The organism is Shouchella phoenicis (assembly GCF_047238345.1).
In the GTDB taxonomy this organism is placed as follows: Bacteria; Bacillota; Bacilli; order Bacillales; family Bacillaceae_D; genus Shouchella.
In genome coordinates, this window is the sequence record NZ_JBDFMQ010000001.1 from 3,448,588 (window position 1) to 3,465,871 (window position 17,284).

The 17,284-nt window shown below is 43.3% G+C and carries 17 protein-coding genes and 1 riboswitch; of the genes, 6 read left to right on the top strand and 11 right to left on the bottom strand.

Annotation, left to right across the window (positions count from 1 at the left end):
* Positions 1–9: 9 nt before the first annotated feature.
* Positions 10–112: riboswitch (guanidine-I (ykkC/yxkD leader) on the bottom strand.
* A gap of 210 nt (positions 113–322) precedes the next feature.
* Entirely contained in the window at positions 323–1,669 is a 1,347-nt protein-coding gene (locus tag ABC361_RS18430; protein ID WP_413075302.1) for an APC family permease, read from the top strand.
* A gap of 34 nt (positions 1,670–1,703) precedes the next feature.
* Here the strand turns inward: ABC361_RS18430 and ABC361_RS18435 are convergent, their stop codons facing one another.
* The 4 genes from ABC361_RS18435 to ABC361_RS18450 form a co-directional block, all read right to left on the bottom strand.
* Positions 1,704–6,368, bottom strand: coding sequence for a beta strand repeat-containing protein (locus tag ABC361_RS18435; RefSeq protein WP_413075804.1), 4,665 nt, complete (start codon positions 6,366–6,368; stop codon positions 1,704–1,706).
* Between the two features lie 569 nt (positions 6,369–6,937).
* Positions 6,938–7,756, bottom strand: coding sequence for an STAS domain-containing protein (locus ABC361_RS18440; RefSeq protein WP_413075303.1), 819 nt, complete (start codon positions 7,754–7,756; stop codon positions 6,938–6,940).
* Between the two features lie 125 nt (positions 7,757–7,881).
* Positions 7,882–8,349, bottom strand: coding sequence for a helix-turn-helix domain-containing protein (locus ABC361_RS18445; RefSeq protein ID WP_413075304.1), 468 nt, complete (start codon positions 8,347–8,349; stop codon positions 7,882–7,884).
* 58 nt (positions 8,350–8,407) lie between these two features.
* Positions 8,408–8,611 carry a hypothetical protein gene (locus ABC361_RS18450; protein ID WP_413075305.1) on the bottom strand — a complete coding sequence of 68 codons (204 nt, stop codon included), beginning with the start codon at positions 8,609–8,611 and terminating at the stop codon, positions 8,408–8,410.
* A gap of 241 nt (positions 8,612–8,852) precedes the next feature.
* Between ABC361_RS18450 and ABC361_RS18455 the strand changes: the two genes are divergently transcribed.
* Complete coding sequence (locus ABC361_RS18455; protein ID WP_413075306.1) at positions 8,853–9,467, top strand: DUF1541 domain-containing protein; 615 nt, start codon at positions 8,853–8,855, stop codon at positions 9,465–9,467.
* Positions 9,468–9,519: 52 nt separating this feature from the next.
* Here ABC361_RS18455 and ABC361_RS18460 read toward each other — a convergent pair whose 3' ends face one another.
* The 3 genes from ABC361_RS18460 to ABC361_RS18470 form a co-directional block, all read right to left on the bottom strand.
* The gene (locus ABC361_RS18460; RefSeq protein ID WP_413075307.1) at positions 9,520–9,651 is read right to left on the bottom strand and encodes a hypothetical protein; all 132 of its coding nucleotides are present in this window, start codon (positions 9,649–9,651) and stop codon (positions 9,520–9,522) included.
* A 207-nt stretch (positions 9,652–9,858) separates the two neighbouring features.
* Positions 9,859–10,161, bottom strand: coding sequence for a hypothetical protein (locus tag ABC361_RS18465; RefSeq protein WP_413075308.1), 303 nt, complete (start codon positions 10,159–10,161; stop codon positions 9,859–9,861).
* A gap of 80 nt (positions 10,162–10,241) precedes the next feature.
* Positions 10,242–11,627: a catalase gene (locus ABC361_RS18470; protein WP_413075309.1), complete on the bottom strand. Its 1,386-nt coding sequence runs from the start codon at positions 11,625–11,627 to the stop codon at positions 10,242–10,244.
* 133 nt (positions 11,628–11,760) lie between these two features.
* Between ABC361_RS18470 and ABC361_RS18475 the strand changes: the two genes are divergently transcribed.
* A complete protein-coding gene (locus tag ABC361_RS18475; RefSeq protein ID WP_413075310.1) occupies positions 11,761–12,105 on the top strand; it encodes a DMT family transporter in 345 nt (114 codons plus the stop codon).
* Positions 12,105–12,419, top strand: a complete 315-nt coding sequence (locus ABC361_RS18480) for a DMT family transporter (RefSeq protein ID WP_413075311.1) — start codon at positions 12,105–12,107, stop codon at positions 12,417–12,419. Before ABC361_RS18475 ends, ABC361_RS18480 begins: the two co-directional genes overlap by 1 nt.
* A gap of 16 nt (positions 12,420–12,435) precedes the next feature.
* On the opposite strand, the gene ABC361_RS18485 is transcribed toward ABC361_RS18480, so the two are convergent.
* The 3 genes from ABC361_RS18485 to ABC361_RS18495 all read right to left on the bottom strand — a co-directional run bounded on the left by ABC361_RS18485 (position 12,436) and on the right by ABC361_RS18495 (position 13,906).
* Entirely contained in the window at positions 12,436–12,918 is a 483-nt protein-coding gene (locus ABC361_RS18485; RefSeq protein ID WP_413075312.1) for a GNAT family N-acetyltransferase, read from the bottom strand.
* A gap of 72 nt (positions 12,919–12,990) precedes the next feature.
* Positions 12,991–13,698 (bottom strand): nucleotidyltransferase domain-containing protein, encoded by a 708-nt coding sequence (locus ABC361_RS18490; protein ID WP_413075313.1) that lies wholly within the window; start codon positions 13,696–13,698, stop codon positions 12,991–12,993.
* Between the two features lie 55 nt (positions 13,699–13,753).
* The gene (locus ABC361_RS18495; protein WP_176554431.1) at positions 13,754–13,906 is read right to left on the bottom strand and encodes a hypothetical protein; all 153 of its coding nucleotides are present in this window, start codon (positions 13,904–13,906) and stop codon (positions 13,754–13,756) included.
* Between the two features lie 280 nt (positions 13,907–14,186).
* Between ABC361_RS18495 and ABC361_RS18500 the strand changes: the two genes are divergently transcribed.
* Together ABC361_RS18500 and ABC361_RS18505 are read left to right on the top strand one after the other, a co-directional pair.
* On the top strand, positions 14,187–14,855 hold the full coding sequence (locus tag ABC361_RS18500; protein WP_413075314.1) for a potassium channel family protein: 669 nt from the start codon (positions 14,187–14,189) through the stop codon (positions 14,853–14,855).
* Between the two features lie 14 nt (positions 14,856–14,869).
* Entirely contained in the window at positions 14,870–16,174 is a 1,305-nt protein-coding gene (locus tag ABC361_RS18505) for a TrkH family potassium uptake protein (protein WP_413075805.1), read from the top strand.
* Positions 16,175–16,212: 38 nt separating this feature from the next.
* Here the strand turns inward: ABC361_RS18505 and ytvI are convergent, their stop codons facing one another.
* Complete coding sequence (gene ytvI, locus ABC361_RS18510) at positions 16,213–17,259, bottom strand: sporulation integral membrane protein YtvI (RefSeq protein WP_413075315.1); 1,047 nt, start codon at positions 17,257–17,259, stop codon at positions 16,213–16,215.
* Positions 17,260–17,284: the final 25 nt, after the last annotated feature.

A 17,284-nucleotide genomic window follows, 5' to 3' on the forward strand; every position in this document is an offset into this window, starting at 1 on the left:
GACAATTAGGTCTCCCAGGCTTTTTTCCTTCCGTGTATGCAAGTCCGTGACCTACACGCTCTCTCTCGGACCAGCCTGCATCTTCTGCAACGGAACCCTAGAAAGCTTTTTTCGTCCTATTTAGAACCTTTATCTACTTGTTGTTCCTATAAGTTTTTCATGTATTTTATTGCAGTGCTATAACCTTGTCACATCTTCTACCAAACTATTTTAAATAGACAGAAAGTTTGTTAAATCATCTAACGAACTGCTTGAAAATGAAAGAATAGCTTTTAGGATTAGAGACTATCAAATGGTTTTGTTTAACGTGAGGGAGGATAATATGGCTAAAACATCACTAAAACGAACATTGTCTTTATGGCAAGTTACAGCATTAGGACTCGCTTGGAATACACCTATGATCTATTTTTCAACCTTTGGCATTTCCTACGAAAGTGCAAGCGGACAGCTTCTTATTACGTATGTACTATCCTTTCTAGCGATTCTTTTAACAGGTACTAGCTACGCTAAACTAGCCAAAAAACTTCCTTTATCCGGATCTGCGTATACGTATGCAAAAGCGACCATTCATCCAAACGCTGGCTTTCTTGTTGGTTGGGTCGTTCTATTAAACTATTTATTCGCCCCAATTATTGCGTGCATCACGTTCGGTGTGTTTTTAAGCGCTCAATTTCCTTCTATTCCGCCCTTTGTATGGATTGGTGGTTTGCTTATCTTACTCACACTAATCGCCATTCGAGGCGTCGGCGCATCTGCTAACATCAGTGCTCTCTTCGTTGCCATTCAACTTTTGTTTATAGGCGGATTTGGCGCTTTACTCCTTTTTAACTTGATACAAAATGGCTCTACCTTACCATTTACACAAACATTTGCTGATCCGATTCTATCCATAGACAACCCAGTACACGCCTTATTCATGGGCACATCTGTTGTCGTCTTCTCATTTTTAGGGTTTGATACGATTACAACCCTTTCTGAGGAAACGAAAAATCCAGAAAAAACCATTCCTAGAGCCATATACATGATTCTTTTTATTGTCGGTGGATTTCACTTAAGTTCTTCTTTTTTTATCCAATCTTCTTTTCCATCCCTATCGTTCTTAAACCTCGACGCTGCAGCCTTAGAAATGATGGCAACCGTTGGAGGACCGATCTTGCAGGGAATTTTTATTCTTGTGTTAACAATGGCGATATTCACTCAAGGGCTAGCATCCATAACCGCGGTCTCCCGCTTACTGTTTGCGATGGGCCGAGACAACCTTTTACCAGAACGCCTTTTTAGCTATATCCACCCAACGTATAACACACCCGTTTTTAATATTTTACTCTCTAGTACACTTTCATTAACCGCTATCTTCTTATCTGTCGATACAGCTATGCGCTTTGTAAACTTTGGTGCCTTAACCTCCTTTTTCTTCGTCAATCTTTGCGTCATAAGCCTTGCTTATAAACAAAAAGAAAATGTACCTTTCTTTAAAAGTTATTTTGTGCCAGCGATAGCAGCTCTAATAATGATGAGCCTTGTCTCATTTTTAGACTTGGTGACCTTAACGGTTGGACTCATTTGGATGACGCTAGGCTGTTTGTATCTCCTTTATTTAACAAAAGCCTTCCGCCACCCATTAGCTAGATGGCAACCAGGCAAACACTCCGAACGAACAATCGTATAAAAAAACTAGTGCTGAAGGCACTAGTTTTTTCGCTTTAGTTCATTTGAATAATCGTTAACGCAGCCCCCACTGAAGGAGAGGGTAAAAGAACTGCTGTGGCAATTAAGCCAAATAATTGTAAATAGAGGGTATCTCCTGCATTAAAATTTGTGATCAGCGAGCAGTTAAATGCTTCTGTTGAAACAGCCGGACTGATGACAGAACCTGGAATGACAATATTATTTCGTAAAAGCCGTGTCCCTACAAGCAACCCTGCTGTTGTATTAAGCTGATAACTAATCATATATCTTCCAGAGGCAGGAAACGTAAACGTATTGTTTGCCACATTCACTGTAAACGTATTTAAGTTTTGATTGGAAGGCAGCGGTACCGTTGTCCCCACTACCAGCACAGCAAGAGTGGTTCCAGCAGTATTTCCCGCATACATGGAGTTTGCTGTTGTATTCGTGCCAGTAGTGCCCGTTGGCCCAGTCGGTCCCGCCGCACCTGAACCTGTTGGACCTGTGAACCCTGTAGGGCCAGTCAAGCCGGTCGGTCCTTGAGCTCCAGTAGAACCTGTTGCTCCTGTGAGTCCAATTGGTCCTTGAGAACCAGTGCTTCCTGTAGCCCCGGTTATTCCAGTTATTCCTTGGACTCCAGTAGAACCTGTAGTTCCTGTGACTCCTTGAATACCTGTGACTCCCGTTGGCCCTTGAGCTCCGGTCGGTCCTGGTACGCCTGTTACTCCCGTGCTTCCTGTTAAACCTGTAATTCCAGTGTTCCCTATACTTCCTGTAGCTCCAGTCAACCCCGTATCACCTTGGATTCCTGTTGCACCTGTAGCTCCTGTACTTCCCGTTGCTCCGGTTGAACCTTGTGCGCCAGTGACTCCGGTCTGACCTTGGATTCCTGTAGCACCTGTCAAACCAGTGTTACCCTGAGCCCCCGTAGAACCCGTAACTCCCGTGGGTCCCGTTATTCCAGTTGGCCCTTGAGCACCCGTTGTTCCTGTAAAACCTGTTACTCCTTGGGCTCCAGTAGAACCTGTAGTTCCCGTTATTCCTGTAGCACCAGTCAATCCCGTAACACCCTGAATTCCGGTAACTCCTGTAGCTCCTGTACTTCCCGTTGCCCCGGTAGAACCTTGTGCGCCAGCTAAGCCGGTCGGTCCGGTCGGTCCGGTCGGTCCTGTCACTCCCGTTACACCTTGGAGTCCTGTTGTTCCTATTACTCCGGTAACTCCAGTGTTTCCTGTTACCCCTGTATTCCCTTGAGATCCTGTTGGTCCGGCTGATCCGGTAACTCCTGTAGCTCCAGTTATTCCTTGAGCCCCTGTTGCTCCAGTAGAACCTGTCAATCCTGTGTTTCCAGTCGGTCCTTGGATTCCGATAGATCCTGTTACTCCTGTTGAACCGGTAATTCCAGTGTTGCCTGTTACTCCTTGAATCCCCGTTGCTCCGTTTGGTCCCTGTGCACCGGTTAAGCCGGTCGGTCCTTGGATTCCTGTAGGTCCTGTAACTCCCGTAGCACCTTGAGTTCCTGTTTGCCCCGTGACTCCCGTTACACCTTGTAGCCCTGTTTGTCCTGTTACTCCGGTAACTCCAGTGTTTCCTATTATGCCTTGAGATCCTGTTGCTCCTGTCTGTCCCGTTACTCCAGCGTTCCCCGTCAATCCTTGTGCTCCAGTTAAGCCGGTCGGTCCTTGGATTCCTGTAGGTCCTGTTACCCCTTGAATTCCCGTCGGTCCTGTTGGTCCGATCGGTCCCGTTATTCCAGTGTTTCCTGTAGATCCCTTTGCACCGGTTAAGCCGGTCGGTCCTTGGGTTCCTGTAGGTCCTGTAACTCCCGTAGCACCTTGAGTTCCCGTTTGCCCTGTGACTCCCGTTACACCTTGTAGCCCTGTTTGTCCTGTGACCCCGGTTACACCTTGCAACCCTGTTGCACCAGTACTTCCCGTTATCCCTTGAGTTCCTGTTGGTCCGATCGGTCCCGTTATTCCAGTGTTTCCTATCGAACCCTGTGCACCGGTTAAGCCGGTCAGTCCTTGGATTCCTGTAGGTCCTGTAACTCCCGTAGCACCTTGAGTTCCCGTTTGCCCCGTGACTCCCGTTACACCTTGTAGCCCTGTTTGCCCTGTGACCCCGGTTACACCTTGCAGCCCTGTTGCACCAGTAGTTCCCGTTATCCCTTGAGTCCCAGTTGCTCCGGTTAATCCCTGCGCACCTGTTAAACCCGTCGGTCCTTGGATTCCTGTAGCACCTGTCAAACCTGTGTTACCCGTTATTCCTGTAGGACCAGTTAAACCCGTAACACCCTGAATTCCAATAACACCTGTAGCCCCCGTTATTCCTGTACTTCCAGTTGGACCCTGGACACCCGTGCTCCCTGTAACCCCGGTTGAACCTTGAGCCCCCGTTGCACCTGTCAAACCTGTGTCACCCTGAACTCCAGTAACACCTGTAGCTCCTGTTATTCCAGTGGCTCCTGTACTTCCTGTAGAACCAGTCAACCCTGTAACACCCTGAATTCCAGTAACACCTGTCGCTCCTGTGTTCCCAGTTGGTCCCTGTGCACCTGTTAAACCCGTCGGCCCTTGGATTCCTGTAGGTCCTGTAGCCCCTGTAATCCCAGTTGGTCCCTGAAAACCCGTTGATCCTGTGAATCCTGTTACTCCCGTTGCTCCTTGAAAACCTGTAGAACCTGTGATTCCAATTGATCCTGTATTCCCCGTTATTCCGGTAGGACCAGTTGGACCCTGGACACCCGTGCTCCCTGTAGCCCCGGTTGAACCTTGAGATCCAGTTGGACCTATCGGGCCTTGGGTTCCTGTAGCACCAGTCAACCCTGTGATACCCTGAGCCCCCGTTATTCCTGGAGTCCCCGTTGCTCCGGTTGGTCCCGTTATTCCCGTAGCACCTTGCAGCCCTGTTGGTCCTGTTACCCCTTGAGTCCCCGTCGCTCCGGTTAATCCCGTTATTCCAGTGTTGCCTGTCGATCCTCGTGCACCGGTTAAGCCGGTCGGTCCTATTTCACCAGTGCTCCCCGTTGCCCCGGTTGAACCTTGTGCTCCTGTTATGCCTTGAGTTCCTGTCGGTCCGATCGGTCCCGTTACTCCAGCGTTCCCCGTTGAACCCTGCGCACCGGTTAAACCCGTCGGTCCTTGAATTCCTGTAGACCCAGTCGCTCCTGTAGTCCCTTGAGTTCCTGTCGCTCCGGTTAATCCCGTTACTCCAGCGTTCCCCGTCGATCCTTGTGCTCCTGTTAAGCCGGTCGGTCCCGTTATTCCAGTGTTCCCTGTCGATCCTTGTGCACCGGTTAAGCCGGTCGGTCCTTGGGTTCCTGTAGGTCCTGTTACTCCCGTAGTACCTTGCAGCCCTGTTGCACCTGTAGTTCCCGTTATCCCTTGAGTCCCAGTTGATCCGGTTAGTCCCTGCGCACCTGTTAAACCCGTCGGTCCTTGAATTCCGGTAGATCCTGTAGGTCCTGTAGGTCCTGTTGCTCCTATAGTCCCTTGAGTTCCTGTTGGTCCGATCGGTCCGGTTACTCCAGCATTCCCCGTCGATCCCTGTGCACCGGTTAAACCGGTCGGTCCTTGGATTCCTGTAGGTCCTGTTACTCCGGTTACGCCTTGCAGCCCTGTTGGTCCAGTAGAACCTGTCAATCCTGTGTTACCCGTTATTCCGGTATTCCCTGTGAATCCTTGTGCTCCAGTTAAGCCGGTCGGTCCTGTTACTCCTTGGGCTCCTGTTAACCCGGTTGGACCTGTTACTCCTTGGACTCCGGTTACTCCAGTAGGTCCTGTTACTCCCTGAATTCCTGTGGCCCCGGTTGGGCCTGTTGCTCCAGTTTGGCCCGTTATTCCTTGCACTCCGGTTGATCCAGTAGGTCCCGTTATTCCTTGAATTCCTGTTGCTCCAGTTAGGCCTGTCACTCCCTGAATTCCTGTTAACCCGGTTGGACCTGTTACTCCTTGGAGTCCGGTTGATCCAGTTGGGCCTGTTATTCCTTGCGCTCCTGTTGCTCCAGTTGGTCCCGTCACTCCTTGGGCACCTGTCGCTCCGGTTGCTCCTGTTACTCCTTGGACTCCGGTTAATCCAGTTGGGCCTGTTATTCCTTGGACTCCGGTTGATCCAGTTGGGCCTGTTATTCCTTGCGCTCCTGTTAACCCGATTGGACCTGTTATTCCTTGCGCTCCCGTTACTCCTGTATTTCCTGTCACTCCTTGAGTCCCAGTTGCTCCGGTTGAACCTTGTACGCCAGTAATCCCGGTCGGTCCTTGGATTCCTGTAGCACCTGTCAAACCTGTATTCCCCGTTATTCCTGTACTTCCAGTTGGACCCTGGACACCCGTGCTCCCTGTAGCCCCGGTTGAACCTTGAGATCCAGTTGGACCTATCGGGCCTTGGGTTCCTGTAGCACCAGTCAACCCTGTTATACCCTGAGCCCCCGTTATTCCTTGAGGACCTGTCGATCCGATTGGCCCCTGGATTCCTGTTGCACCAGTAGAACCTGTAGTTCCCGTAGCCCCGGTTGGTCCTGTTACTCCTTGGACTTCGGTTGCTCCAGTAGGTCCTGTTACTCCCTGAATTCCTGTGGCCCCCGTTGTGCCCGTTACTCCTTGAGTTCCTGTAGCACCAGTTGTGCCTGTTATTCCTTGAGCTCCAGTTTGCCCAGTTATTCCTTGGACTCCGGTTGGTCCTATCGAGCCAGCCTCCGCCATAAGCGTATACTCATTTGATTCGTTAGGAAACCCGATTGGATTATTCGTGTTTACCATATACGTACTGCCTTCAAATGTAACAATTTGCCCAAACTGGTATTCAAATGATCTTCTTATATCAAATGGCTCCAAAGATTGCAAACCAATTCCTGTTGCTCCAGTCATCCCCGTTGAACCTGTAGGTCCTGTTTCACCTTTAGGCCCAGTTGAACCTGTAGCACCTGTCACTCCCGTTATACCAGTTATTCCTATAACACCATTTGCACAAAAAGATGCACCGCCATTTGTAGCCGTCCTTGGAAAAAACTGAATATCCCCAAAGCACTTTTTAGATCTTCTAAATAAATCCCCCACGATACACAACTCCTACATTAATCTTCTATAATAAATGTATGCATGGGGGAATGTCTGTGTTATTAGGCACTCTACAACAAAAAAACAGTGCTGCTAAGCACTGTTCACCACATCAATATCCTATAAATACATATTACGAGAACCATTGAAATTACGAAAAAAAGGGCAAAAATATCAGCGTAATCTCCAAATTTTCACCCTCCCTATTTTATTAATTATTGACCGATTGACACTTTACCAAATGCTTGTTTTAACGACGTATATATTTTTAAGTCAACTTTTATTCCAAGTGAAACCATGGTTTGTGCAATTTCTGGACGTACGCCACTAATCATTGTTTCGATGCCAACAAGCTTTAATGCATCAACAACTTTAAAGATTTGTGCGGCAACCATCGTATCAATTACACTCACACCAGATAAATCAAGAATGATATACTTAAGCCCTAATTGGGAACCTTTATCTAAAGCATTTGTCATCAAATATTGCGCTCGTTTTGTATCAATTTCACCGATAATAGGAATAATTCCAACCTCATCTGTTAACTGAACAAGCGGCACCGATAATTCATCAATTGCATATTTCGCTACTTCAATATTGTTTGCGAAGTCTCTCATATACGTTTGACTAACTTTTTGAGTGGCCAAATCAACAATTTGGTTAAATTTTGTAATGATGTCATACAAATGATTAAACGTAAACCCTTCTTTTTCGGCTTCATTTTTAATGATTTCACCGATACGATCTCGGTAATACGTAATCTCGGTTAACGCGACATCTAAATCTAAATCGAGTGATACAAGCAAGCCTGCGACAGCTTCTCCCCAATTCTCAATCGCTTTCTCTGATTCTTCTTTATCCTCTAGAAATGAGTTTGCATAAACTTCAATTAGCTCGTGTCTCCACGGCTTAAGCTTCGAAATTAATGTCGCTTCATCCATATGATCATAAGAGGGAGGCATACTCGCGAGTGAAACCTTTTCAGCCAGAATTACATCGGTAATTGGCTTTAAATAGTCTTTGGATTTGATCATTTTTATATCTTCTCCTGCATTTTAATTCTTTTCATAGCTAAATCTTACTATACCACAGCGTGACATAAATTTTGCAGTAATAACTTTCCTGATCTAATTTTCTGACTTCATATCTTCGGTACATTTTATCTTTTCTCAAAACGATCTTTTGCCAGTCGATCTAATGTTTCAAACGCTGTTTCCTTATTAAATGTACTTTTTAGACGGTAATCTAAATCATCAATAATTCGATAATGCTGGCTAATTACATTTTGTTGGAGCTTGTATCTCCCTAATGATTTTATATTTTTCCACCAGATTTTACCGCCTTTTGTCTTCGAACGAATGATTTTTTCTTGCTCATCACTTAGTAACTTAATAACTTCTAGAGGATCTCCACCAAATAACCGCTCCAGCACTTCACTTTCTTGAAAAATGGCACAAATGGCACACACAAGCGTCCAATCGGCTCGAGTTTGACCAGATTCAAGTTGGACAACACTCTTTTTTGTTATCCCAAGTGCATTTGCCAATTGATTTTCCGACAGTTGGCTTTCTGTTCTAATTGCACGGACATTTCTCGATACAATAATTATTGCGTGATTACGGTCCATCCTCGCCACTCCACTTTTTTATCATCTTACTCTAATTTAAATTATCTGACTATACTTTTTAAGTTAATTGTCCATTCTTTTTTAATGTATGAATTAAGGATCGAATCACTGTATCAACAGTATGTAAATCGACATGTCCATTATGATCAAATTCAATTTTTGCAAACGACTTAATTAGCGGAGACTGTTTGGAAACAGAAATAAATCTTCCTGCTTCTTTCAATTTTATTAACTGTCTAACGTCTTCCTGCAACGTATGCAAACCGTACACCTCCTAGCCTTATCATCCATACCCTCTCCACCCCAATCGTACACTCATTTTTACAGTTTACCTTTTCTTTTCCATTTATGCGAAAGACTTTTGTAACAATTGAACAATGTTAACTAAAAAGAGACATCTATTAAAGCCTGTTCTCTAATAGGGTGGTCCCTCTTATAAAAAAAGAGCATGCTTTTTCCTAGAATGGAGAATCTAAGAAAAATGGTAGGAAGGAGATGAGCATGTGCTCACAAAACGATTGTTAAGACAAACGATTATGCTAAGCTTCGTTGTCATTCTTTTCTCTGGTTGTGGGGTTAATCAAAATGGAGGAAAGCCTCACCCACTTAAAGAACATACCGACCAGTTTCAATCCCTTCATCAACCGTCGGACCGACGAGATGTTGGTGACGTTCGTTACCATTATGCTGATCGTGTACCAGAACAACTTGCCATTGCGGAGGACCCTGCATTTCCTATCGGTTCAAAAGCAATCATTAAGTCCGATGAATTACCAGGTATGCAGTATGCCGTTGCCACCATTAAAGGGGCGTATGATACAACTGCTTATGAGATTCAATACACCATGGCAGACGGGTCTGATCAAATGACCTATAAATGGGTACTTGCGGAAGAATTCCTAGAATATCATGATGATCCTTACAAAAAAGGTGAGTTGGTACAAGTTGACCCTAATGCTCTTCCAGACTTAAATGGTGCAAATGTCCAGATCGTTAACCATCAGGAGACCACTGTGTACATGGTTGATTTTATTTCTACATCTAAAGAAGAGATCCAAAACTTTAAGTGGGTTTCAGAAGAGGAGTTACAACCGTTTACACAGAAACGCGTAGACTAAACATGCATTAAAAAAAGAGAATCTCCATGGTTCTGCCACGGAGATTCTTTATTTACGATTGCTTGCGATTAAAATAACGAATTCCCGAAATCAGAAATGTAACAACAAGTCCACCCAATCCAAAGAGAACGATAAAAGATAGAACTTGGAAAATCACTGTTCCCCAATCCACTATTTCAAACATGTAAATCCTCTCCTTTTCTTTCTTAAAGTGTAACACAAACTGTAATTATTATAAAATTTAGTCAAAAAATCTGAATGAGCCATACTCATATTCAGTCATTAGTAAATAACGTTCACGTTCTGTTTAAACTAGGTACGCAGGATTTCTCCTATACCCCGATGAAACGGTAAAGCGTTCATTTTCTAAGATGCTTTTCATCACAATTTTTTATAGACGCTCATTATAAATTTCTTCGTCTGTTTGAAGATCAACAATGATGACCCGTTCTTCAGATTTAATAAACACACTCTTATACCGCTCAATGCCTTGCTCATCAATAAATAAAATGACACGTGTCCCATCATTATCTGTATCAATGTTGACTTCGTACTCATTGCCCTGAATTTCCTCGTTAACCGTCATGTATTCAGGGAATGAAGCCCATTCATATTGATCTAGAGCCTGACCACTGCATCCTGTTAACGTTAGTACAATAAGAATCATACTCATGACGTATCTTCTTGCTGTCATTCTTTGCCCTCACTTTTTTTGATCTATGTATAGTTTACCCGTAAATGAGACGAAAAAAAACACAAGTATTTAACTTGTGTTTATGCTTGCATCGCATTCTTTATTCGATTGGCTAAGTCCGTTGACACTTTATTCATTTCATTGATCACAACGGTCTGAACATCGCCTGCCACACTTTTAAGTTGAGACGCGATATTGTCCACCAAATCAGCTTTTTCTTGAGGAGGTAATGCTTCATAGAACATGCGCGGCTGAGCATAATCATCTTGCTTTTCTAAATCCGAACGTTGCAAGACGCCTTCTACATAACGACCATCGCCACTCGTTACGAGATTTCCCGGTGACCAACCTTTTTGATGATTCACAGGGACTTTACGAAATTCCGGACCAATTCGATAACGCTGAGAGTCCCAATAAATATTCGCTCTCCCTTGGAGCATCTTATCATCTGAGAGCTCTACACCATCGAGCAAATGACTAGGAGAAAAAGCAGCTTTTTCTACTTGCTCCATATAGTTATCTGGATTTTTATTTAATGTCATTTTTCCAATGGGCATGAACGGAAACTGCTGCTCATCCCAAATTTTTGTGTCGTCTAGCGGATCATAGGGCAACTGGTCCGCCGCCTCCATATCCATGACTTGAACGTATAATCCGTATTCTACGACTCCGCCACCTGCAATTGTATCGTATAAATCTTGACCGGCACTATCAGGTTGCTCTCCAGCTAATGTCACTGCTTCTTGATTGCGAATATATTGTTCTCCAGCAAACGGAAACCAAGCAAGCTTAATGTAGCGACGTTCTCCTTGATTGTTTTTCCACACATATGTATTGACGCTATGTCCTGGTATGTGGCGCAAGCTCTTCACTGTTCCCATGTTGGAGTAAACGCGTAAGACAAAATGAAGGGATTCAGGCGCACGGGCCACAAAGCTCCAAAAACGATCAGGATCAATGAGATTGTTTTTCGGCGAAGGTAAAAACGCTTTAATGGCTTCCGGGAAACGAATTGTATCCCTTACGGAAAACACAGGGATATGGTTGCAGACTAAATCGTAAATCCCTTCATTCGTATAAAATTTCGTTGAAAAACCCCGAACATTTCTTGACGTGTCTGGCGTTCCTTTTGTACTTACCGCCAAGGAAAACCGAACGAACACAGGCACCTGTGTTCCAGGCTGTTGCATAAATGACAGAGATGTATAGGGTGACATGGAATAATACGTTTCAAAATAGCCAAAAGCACCAAACCCTTTAACATGCACAGGTCGCTCGGTAATCTTTTCATGGATAAAGGTTTGAAGCGTTTCGTGCTCAATGTTGTCTTGCTTGAGAATAGGTCCTCGTTTGCCAACTGTTTGAGAATGTAACCTTGCAGGCTGATCCTGGTCCCATTTATGTAAATCACGATACGACCCATGTGGCGGAGGATAAGAATGACGGTTTCCCTCTTGCTGATCCATACGAACACACCCTTCAAATTAATAGCCTTCATCTATATTTATGTGGTTCTTCTTTTTTTAACCCATTTTCAATCGTTTATTTCAGACAATTTCTACTTTCGATGATAGGGTAAGAATAGAAAGGAGCACTTACATGAAAAACGTGATTTTACTCTTTCTTGCGATTGGAATTGAAGTGGTGGGCACGATGTTTATGAATCAGTCAGAGGGATTTACTCAATGGTTACCGTCTGTCATGGTGTTTATCTGTTATTTAACCGCACTTGTTTTATGCATTTATCTTCTTAAAGAGCTAGAGGTTGGATTAGTGAATGCATTGTGGTCTGGTTTAGGCACGTTTGCTGTTGTCTTATTAGGCATCTTGTTTTTGAATGAATCTGTCTCATTATTGAAAGCGCTCGGAATGATTTTCGTAATCGTTGGTGTTGTACTTTTAAATCTCCACAATCATTTCCATCAAAAAAGGAGTGTCATGTAGTGGGCTATATTTTTTTAGGAACGGCGATACTTTTTTCTGTTATTGGTAACTTATTTATGAAGCTGTCTCGAGGATTTAAAGAAAAAGCAGCTACTGTTTTAGCCGTTCTTTCATATATTGTTGTGACTGTCGCTTTGACCTTCTCAATCCAATACATGGAAGTGGGCGTTGCTTATGCCGTTTGGTCTGGTACAACGATTCTCCTTGTGGCCTTAATCGGCATTTTATTTTTAAAAGAATCCCGAGGCTGGTTAAAATACGCATCCCTACTGTTGATTTCCCTTGGTGTAGTTCTACTTCAGATAGCAAATTAAAAAACGAAAGCGTCTCTCACGCTTTCGTTAACTCATTCCATGTATAAGTAAGCAGCACATTTCCTGTACCATACCCAGGCACTTCGGTTCGCTTTTTCAAGCTTGCTCCCATCTTCTCGTAAAATAATTTACTGTTATTTGCCTCTAAAACGGCAACAGAAGCTTCTTGATGATTGAGATCCATTAGGTCTTTAAACAAAGCCGCAAGTAGTGCTTTTCCTCCGCCTTTTCCTTGATAGTCTTTTAAAATATATAGCGTTAGCACGTTAGAAGTTGATTTCGTGGCACTGGCAAAACCGACAACGGCATCATCCTTTTCAAAGACATAAATAATTTGGTCACGGTCGTTTAAATGGCGCGTCCATAATGTCGTGCGATCTTCAATATTCATTCGTGCCAGAATTTCTTCCTTAACAATCCCCGTGTACGTGGTCAGCCATGCATGCACATGAACTGTGGCGATCCCTTGAGCATCTTCCAATCTTGCCAATCGAATCATCACATTCTCCCCCTTTAAACAACCTCTTAACCCATTCCACTTTATTGAAGGAGAATCCTGTTCACGATTTCATTATTTTTTTCCAATTGAGAATCCAGCAAACATCGGTCCACCAGTATCTTCAAGTGCTTGCTCAACAAGTGCCACTACCTTTTTCGCATCTCCTGTTTGAAAAAAGTGCTGAAAGGAAAGAAAGAAAAATTCCGCATAATCAGAATCATATGCGTACAAACTTCGATAGAGCCATTTCGAGCGTCCCATCCATTGTTGATTCATTCGTAAAACAAATTCTCCTAGCTGTTCCATTAAATGATTTACGATAAACCATGTTTCCTCATGCAGCGTTGCCCCTCGTAAATCTTCCAGTGTATCTGTTAGAAAATAGCGTTTTTCCACTTGGGTTCGCGTTGACCATAGTGGTGGGCCTTCCGTCAATATTGCCTGAGCCTCTGTTTTTATTTGTTGATAAAAGGGGCGATTTCTTTCAATAAGGACACGTCCTTCCGCAACCATTCGCGGCATAGAAGGAGTCCCGTTCTCTTGATCCGCTGTAAAAATGGCTTGAAAAGACGTAAGAGAGTGAACAAAAAGCTCAACTGGCCATGTCCCCTCATAAAACGATTCTCGAAACGACGAATGTACGCTTTGATCAAACACAACAATGTCTAAATCAGATGTTGCGGTTTGTTCATTTCTTGACACACTGCCTGCAAGTAACGCAAGTTCACACGAAGGAAATCGATCAGCCACGATCGTTTTTGCACAATCATCTAAAGTCATTTACACCCCACCTTTTATGATACCGTTTACATTAATATGTAGAAGAAACACGCCGTTACTTCGAGTGTTCTTTCTTATTTAATCCTTTTTCGATGAGCTGATAGACCGCTTTAGAAAAGGTCGATATATTCTGTTCGTTTTGATAGTTTTTTACCCTTCGAACAATTTCTTCAGGAAACTTGATTAATTTTGGTATGCGATTCAACATCTGCATCTCCCCTGCATCCGATTCGCTCTAATATAGGAGATCATAGTGGTTTCCAAATTCATTGTCAATACTTGTTTTTTTCCTATCTCTCGGTGCGTATCTTATAAATATGAAGGAACTTTTTTATTTTTTTTTGTAAATAAAAAAAGGTTTGACTTTCATGATTTAGAGGCGTAAGTTGTTGGCTAGAATCAAGACGTTTTTCTTTATTTATTACCGATGATGTGGCCACATCGCAAAGCATTGTTGCTCATGAAAGACATTCGAAGGGAAGAAAACCATGCGACATGTAAGAAAATCATGTATCGTTGTTGGACTTGGAACGTTCGGAAGAAGTATCTGCGAAGAGCTCACTCGCCTTGGGCATGAGGTTCTAGCGGTCGACATGAATGTTCATAAAGTGGAGGACGTTCGCGACATCGTTTCTCAAAGTGTATGTTTAGATGCAACAGAAGAACGTGATTTAAAAACACTAGGATTAAATCAGTTTGACATCGGTGTCGTTGCGATTGGCTCGAGTATCCAATCAAGCATTTTAGCCGCAGTCAACTTAAAGGAATTTGATGTGCCAACCGTTTGGGCAAAAGCAGAAACCCCACATCACCGATTACTACTTGAACGGCTAAGCATCGATCACATTGTCTTACCTGAAGTGGATATGGGTGTGCGCATTGCTCAGAACATGGTCTCTTCCTCATTTGTAGACCGAATTGGGTTGTCTAATCAATATAGCATTGCAGAACTTGTGGCCGATCGACAAATTGCAAAAAAAACCATTGGTGAATTGGCATTAAAAAAACGCTATCAGCTTAACTTAGTCGCTTTGCAAACAAAAGATCACTTAAACGTTACACCTATGGTAGATGATCCTGTTTCTGAAGGGGATTTACTCATTGTTCTTGGTAGAGACGAAGATATCGCTCGTTTCCAAGAGGCGGAATTTGCGTGAAGCACGTACGTTTGATGAAAGTAAACCCACCTCAAGTGCTAGCGTTTGGTTTTCTCTTTGTCATTCTTATTGGTACAATTTTTCTTAAACTGCCAATTGCATCTGAAGGGTCGCTTTCATGGACAGATGCTTTTTTCACTGCTACATCTGCCACTACAGTAACCGGATTGGTTGTTGTTGATACTGGTACCTTCTTTACGACATTTGGTCAGGTTGTGCTTATGATTCTCATGCAAATAGGTGGCCTTGGCTTGATGACATTTGCTGTTGTCATTGCGCTTCTTTTAGGAAAAAAAATTGGTCTCACAAGTCGACTACTTGTTCAAGAATCGTTTAATCAGCCTACCGTCGGTGGAATGGTTTCCTTAGTGAAATTAATTGTCATCTTCACATTTACTATTGAAGCCATCGCGATGATGCTGCTTGCTATTCGCTGGGTACCTGAATATGGTTGGCAAGAGGGACTATTCGTTAGTGCATTTCACGCCATCTCAGCGTTTAACAACGCAGGTTTCTCCACATGGGGTGACAGTTTATCAGGGTATGTCGGCGATCCACTTGTGAATCTCGTGATTACATGCTTATTTATCATTGGTGGAATTGGCTTTGTTGTGCTAGCGGACGTTTTGAAGCGTAAATCGTTTCGAAAATTGCAGCTCCACACAAAGCTTATGCTTGTTGGAACGCTTATTGTAAATAGCAGTGCGATGCTGGTCATCTTTTTGCTTGAGTATCACAACCCTGCAACCATCGGGTCATTTTCGTTACCAGATAAACTATGGGCCTCGTACTTTCAAGCGGTCACACCACGAACTGCAGGTTTTAATTCCATTGATATTGGCTCAATGAGTGAAGGAAGCTTGTTGTTAATGGTTTTACTCATGTTTATAGGTGCAGGAAGTGCTTCAACCGGAAGTGGCATTAAATTAACCACGTTCATTGTCATTCTTATTGCGATGTTTACGTATTTAAAAGGTAGAAAAGAAGCAGTAGCCTTTCAAGAAACCATTTCCGGCACGATTATTCATCGAGCGTTAGCCATTACAACAATAAGCGCATTACTCGTTTTTGGCTGTGTCTTTATCCTGACGATTACTGAACAAACGCCGTTTTTAGCAACTCTATTTGAAGCGGTATCCGCTTTTGGTACGGTTGGCCTGTCGATGGGTATCACCGCAGACTTGAGTGAGTATGGCAAATGGATCATTATGGTGCTCATGTTCGCGGGGCGAATCGGTCCAGTCACCCTTGCTTTTGCCCTTGCAAAAACAGAAGCCTCATCCATACAATACCCAAAAGGGAACGTCATTACAGGATAAGTAAAAAGGAGTAAAGCGTCCTATCTACGCTTTACTCCTTATATTTTACCCTTTATTCGAATCATCCCAGCCTCTTTAGCTGATGTAAATGCAATGACAAGTAACGGTCCAAGAAATAAACCCATTACACCCAATAAACGAGCACCTAAGTACATGGAAATGAGCGTTAACAACGGCGACAAACCAATGTGTGTGCCCATCACTTTTGGCTCCACCGTTCTTCGAATAATAAGCAAAACGGCTGCGAGAACGAGAAGCTGTATGCCTAAAGCCATCTGCCCCATAAACATTTGATAAATGGCCCACGGTGCTAGAATGACAATCGACCCGATTAACGGGATGAAATCAATGACCCAAATAACCAGTGCCATCATCAGCGCAACCTCAGGCACAATAATAAATAAGCCAATTAACGATACGAGAAAAATAGGGATACTCACAATAAATTGTGCTTTTAAAAAGCCAATCAGGACGCCAGAAAATCGTTGCAGCATATAATGAACTTTTTGCTTTGTTTCATTCGTTAAATAGTGGTAGAACCCTGCTTGAATACGTGGTAGCTCTAATAAAAAAAGAAATAATGCGATAACAAAAACGAGAAATGAAATGAAGTAACCCGGTATGCTTGCCATAATACTTGTTGAAATACCAATGATATCAATTTGACTCACACTTGTACGTAAACTATCTAGTAAATGCGTTGTCTCACTGTTAATCGCGACAATCATCTCTTGTGGGAATTGTTCCGATAAGGCCTCCAATGAAATTAACCAGTCATTCCACGCTTCATTAATGTTTGCGATATACGTCGGTAACCGCTCTAAAAATAACGTTCCTTGAGCAATTACAACGGTTATAAGAAGATATCCTACTCCAAGTAAAAGCACAAGGAACGTAGCAAATACAAGTAAAACAGCAATCATCCGATTCACCTTTACATACTTTATACAGAGTCGGACAAAAGGAGCTAAACAAATTGCAGTAACAAACGCTACGATGAGAGGAAGAGAAACTGGTAGAATAAAATAACCCGCAACAATGACGCCAATCGCACCAATTAAAAAGCCCATAGATCTCTTTGACATATGTCGACGACCTTTCTTCTTAAAT

Bases quoted from the DNA above. Each gene is read 5' to 3' on its own strand.
- ABC361_RS18505 (WP_413075805.1), top strand. From the start codon at position 14,870: ATGAAAGTAAACCCACCTCAAGTGCTAGCGTTTGGTTTTCTCTTTGTC.
- ABC361_RS18485 (WP_413075312.1), bottom strand. From the start codon at position 12,918: ATGATTCGATTGGCAAGATTGGAAGATGCTCAAGGGATCGCCACAGTT.
- ABC361_RS18470 (WP_413075309.1), bottom strand. From the start codon at position 11,627: ATGGATCAGCAAGAGGGAAACCGTCATTCTTATCCTCCGCCACATGGG.
- ABC361_RS18490 (WP_413075313.1), bottom strand. From the start codon at position 13,698: ATGACTTTAGATGATTGTGCAAAAACGATCGTGGCTGATCGATTTCCT.
- ABC361_RS18440 (WP_413075303.1), bottom strand. From the start codon at position 7,756: ATGATCAAATCCAAAGACTATTTAAAGCCAATTACCGATGTAATTCTG.
- ABC361_RS18430 (WP_413075302.1), top strand. From the start codon at position 323: ATGGCTAAAACATCACTAAAACGAACATTGTCTTTATGGCAAGTTACA.
- ABC361_RS18465 (WP_413075308.1), bottom strand. From the start codon at position 10,161: ATGACAGCAAGAAGATACGTCATGAGTATGATTCTTATTGTACTAACG.
- ytvI (WP_413075315.1), bottom strand. From the start codon at position 17,259: ATGTCAAAGAGATCTATGGGCTTTTTAATTGGTGCGATTGGCGTCATT.
- ABC361_RS18495 (WP_176554431.1), bottom strand. From the start codon at position 13,906: ATGTTGAATCGCATACCAAAATTAATCAAGTTTCCTGAAGAAATTGTT.
- ABC361_RS18475 (WP_413075310.1), top strand. From the start codon at position 11,761: ATGAAAAACGTGATTTTACTCTTTCTTGCGATTGGAATTGAAGTGGTG.
- ABC361_RS18435 (WP_413075804.1), bottom strand. From the start codon at position 6,368: ATGGCGGAGGCTGGCTCGATAGGACCAACCGGAGTCCAAGGAATAACT.
- ABC361_RS18445 (WP_413075304.1), bottom strand. From the start codon at position 8,349: ATGGACCGTAATCACGCAATAATTATTGTATCGAGAAATGTCCGTGCA.
- ABC361_RS18500 (WP_413075314.1), top strand. From the start codon at position 14,187: ATGCGACATGTAAGAAAATCATGTATCGTTGTTGGACTTGGAACGTTC.
- ABC361_RS18460 (WP_413075307.1), bottom strand. From the start codon at position 9,651: ATGTTTGAAATAGTGGATTGGGGAACAGTGATTTTCCAAGTTCTATCT.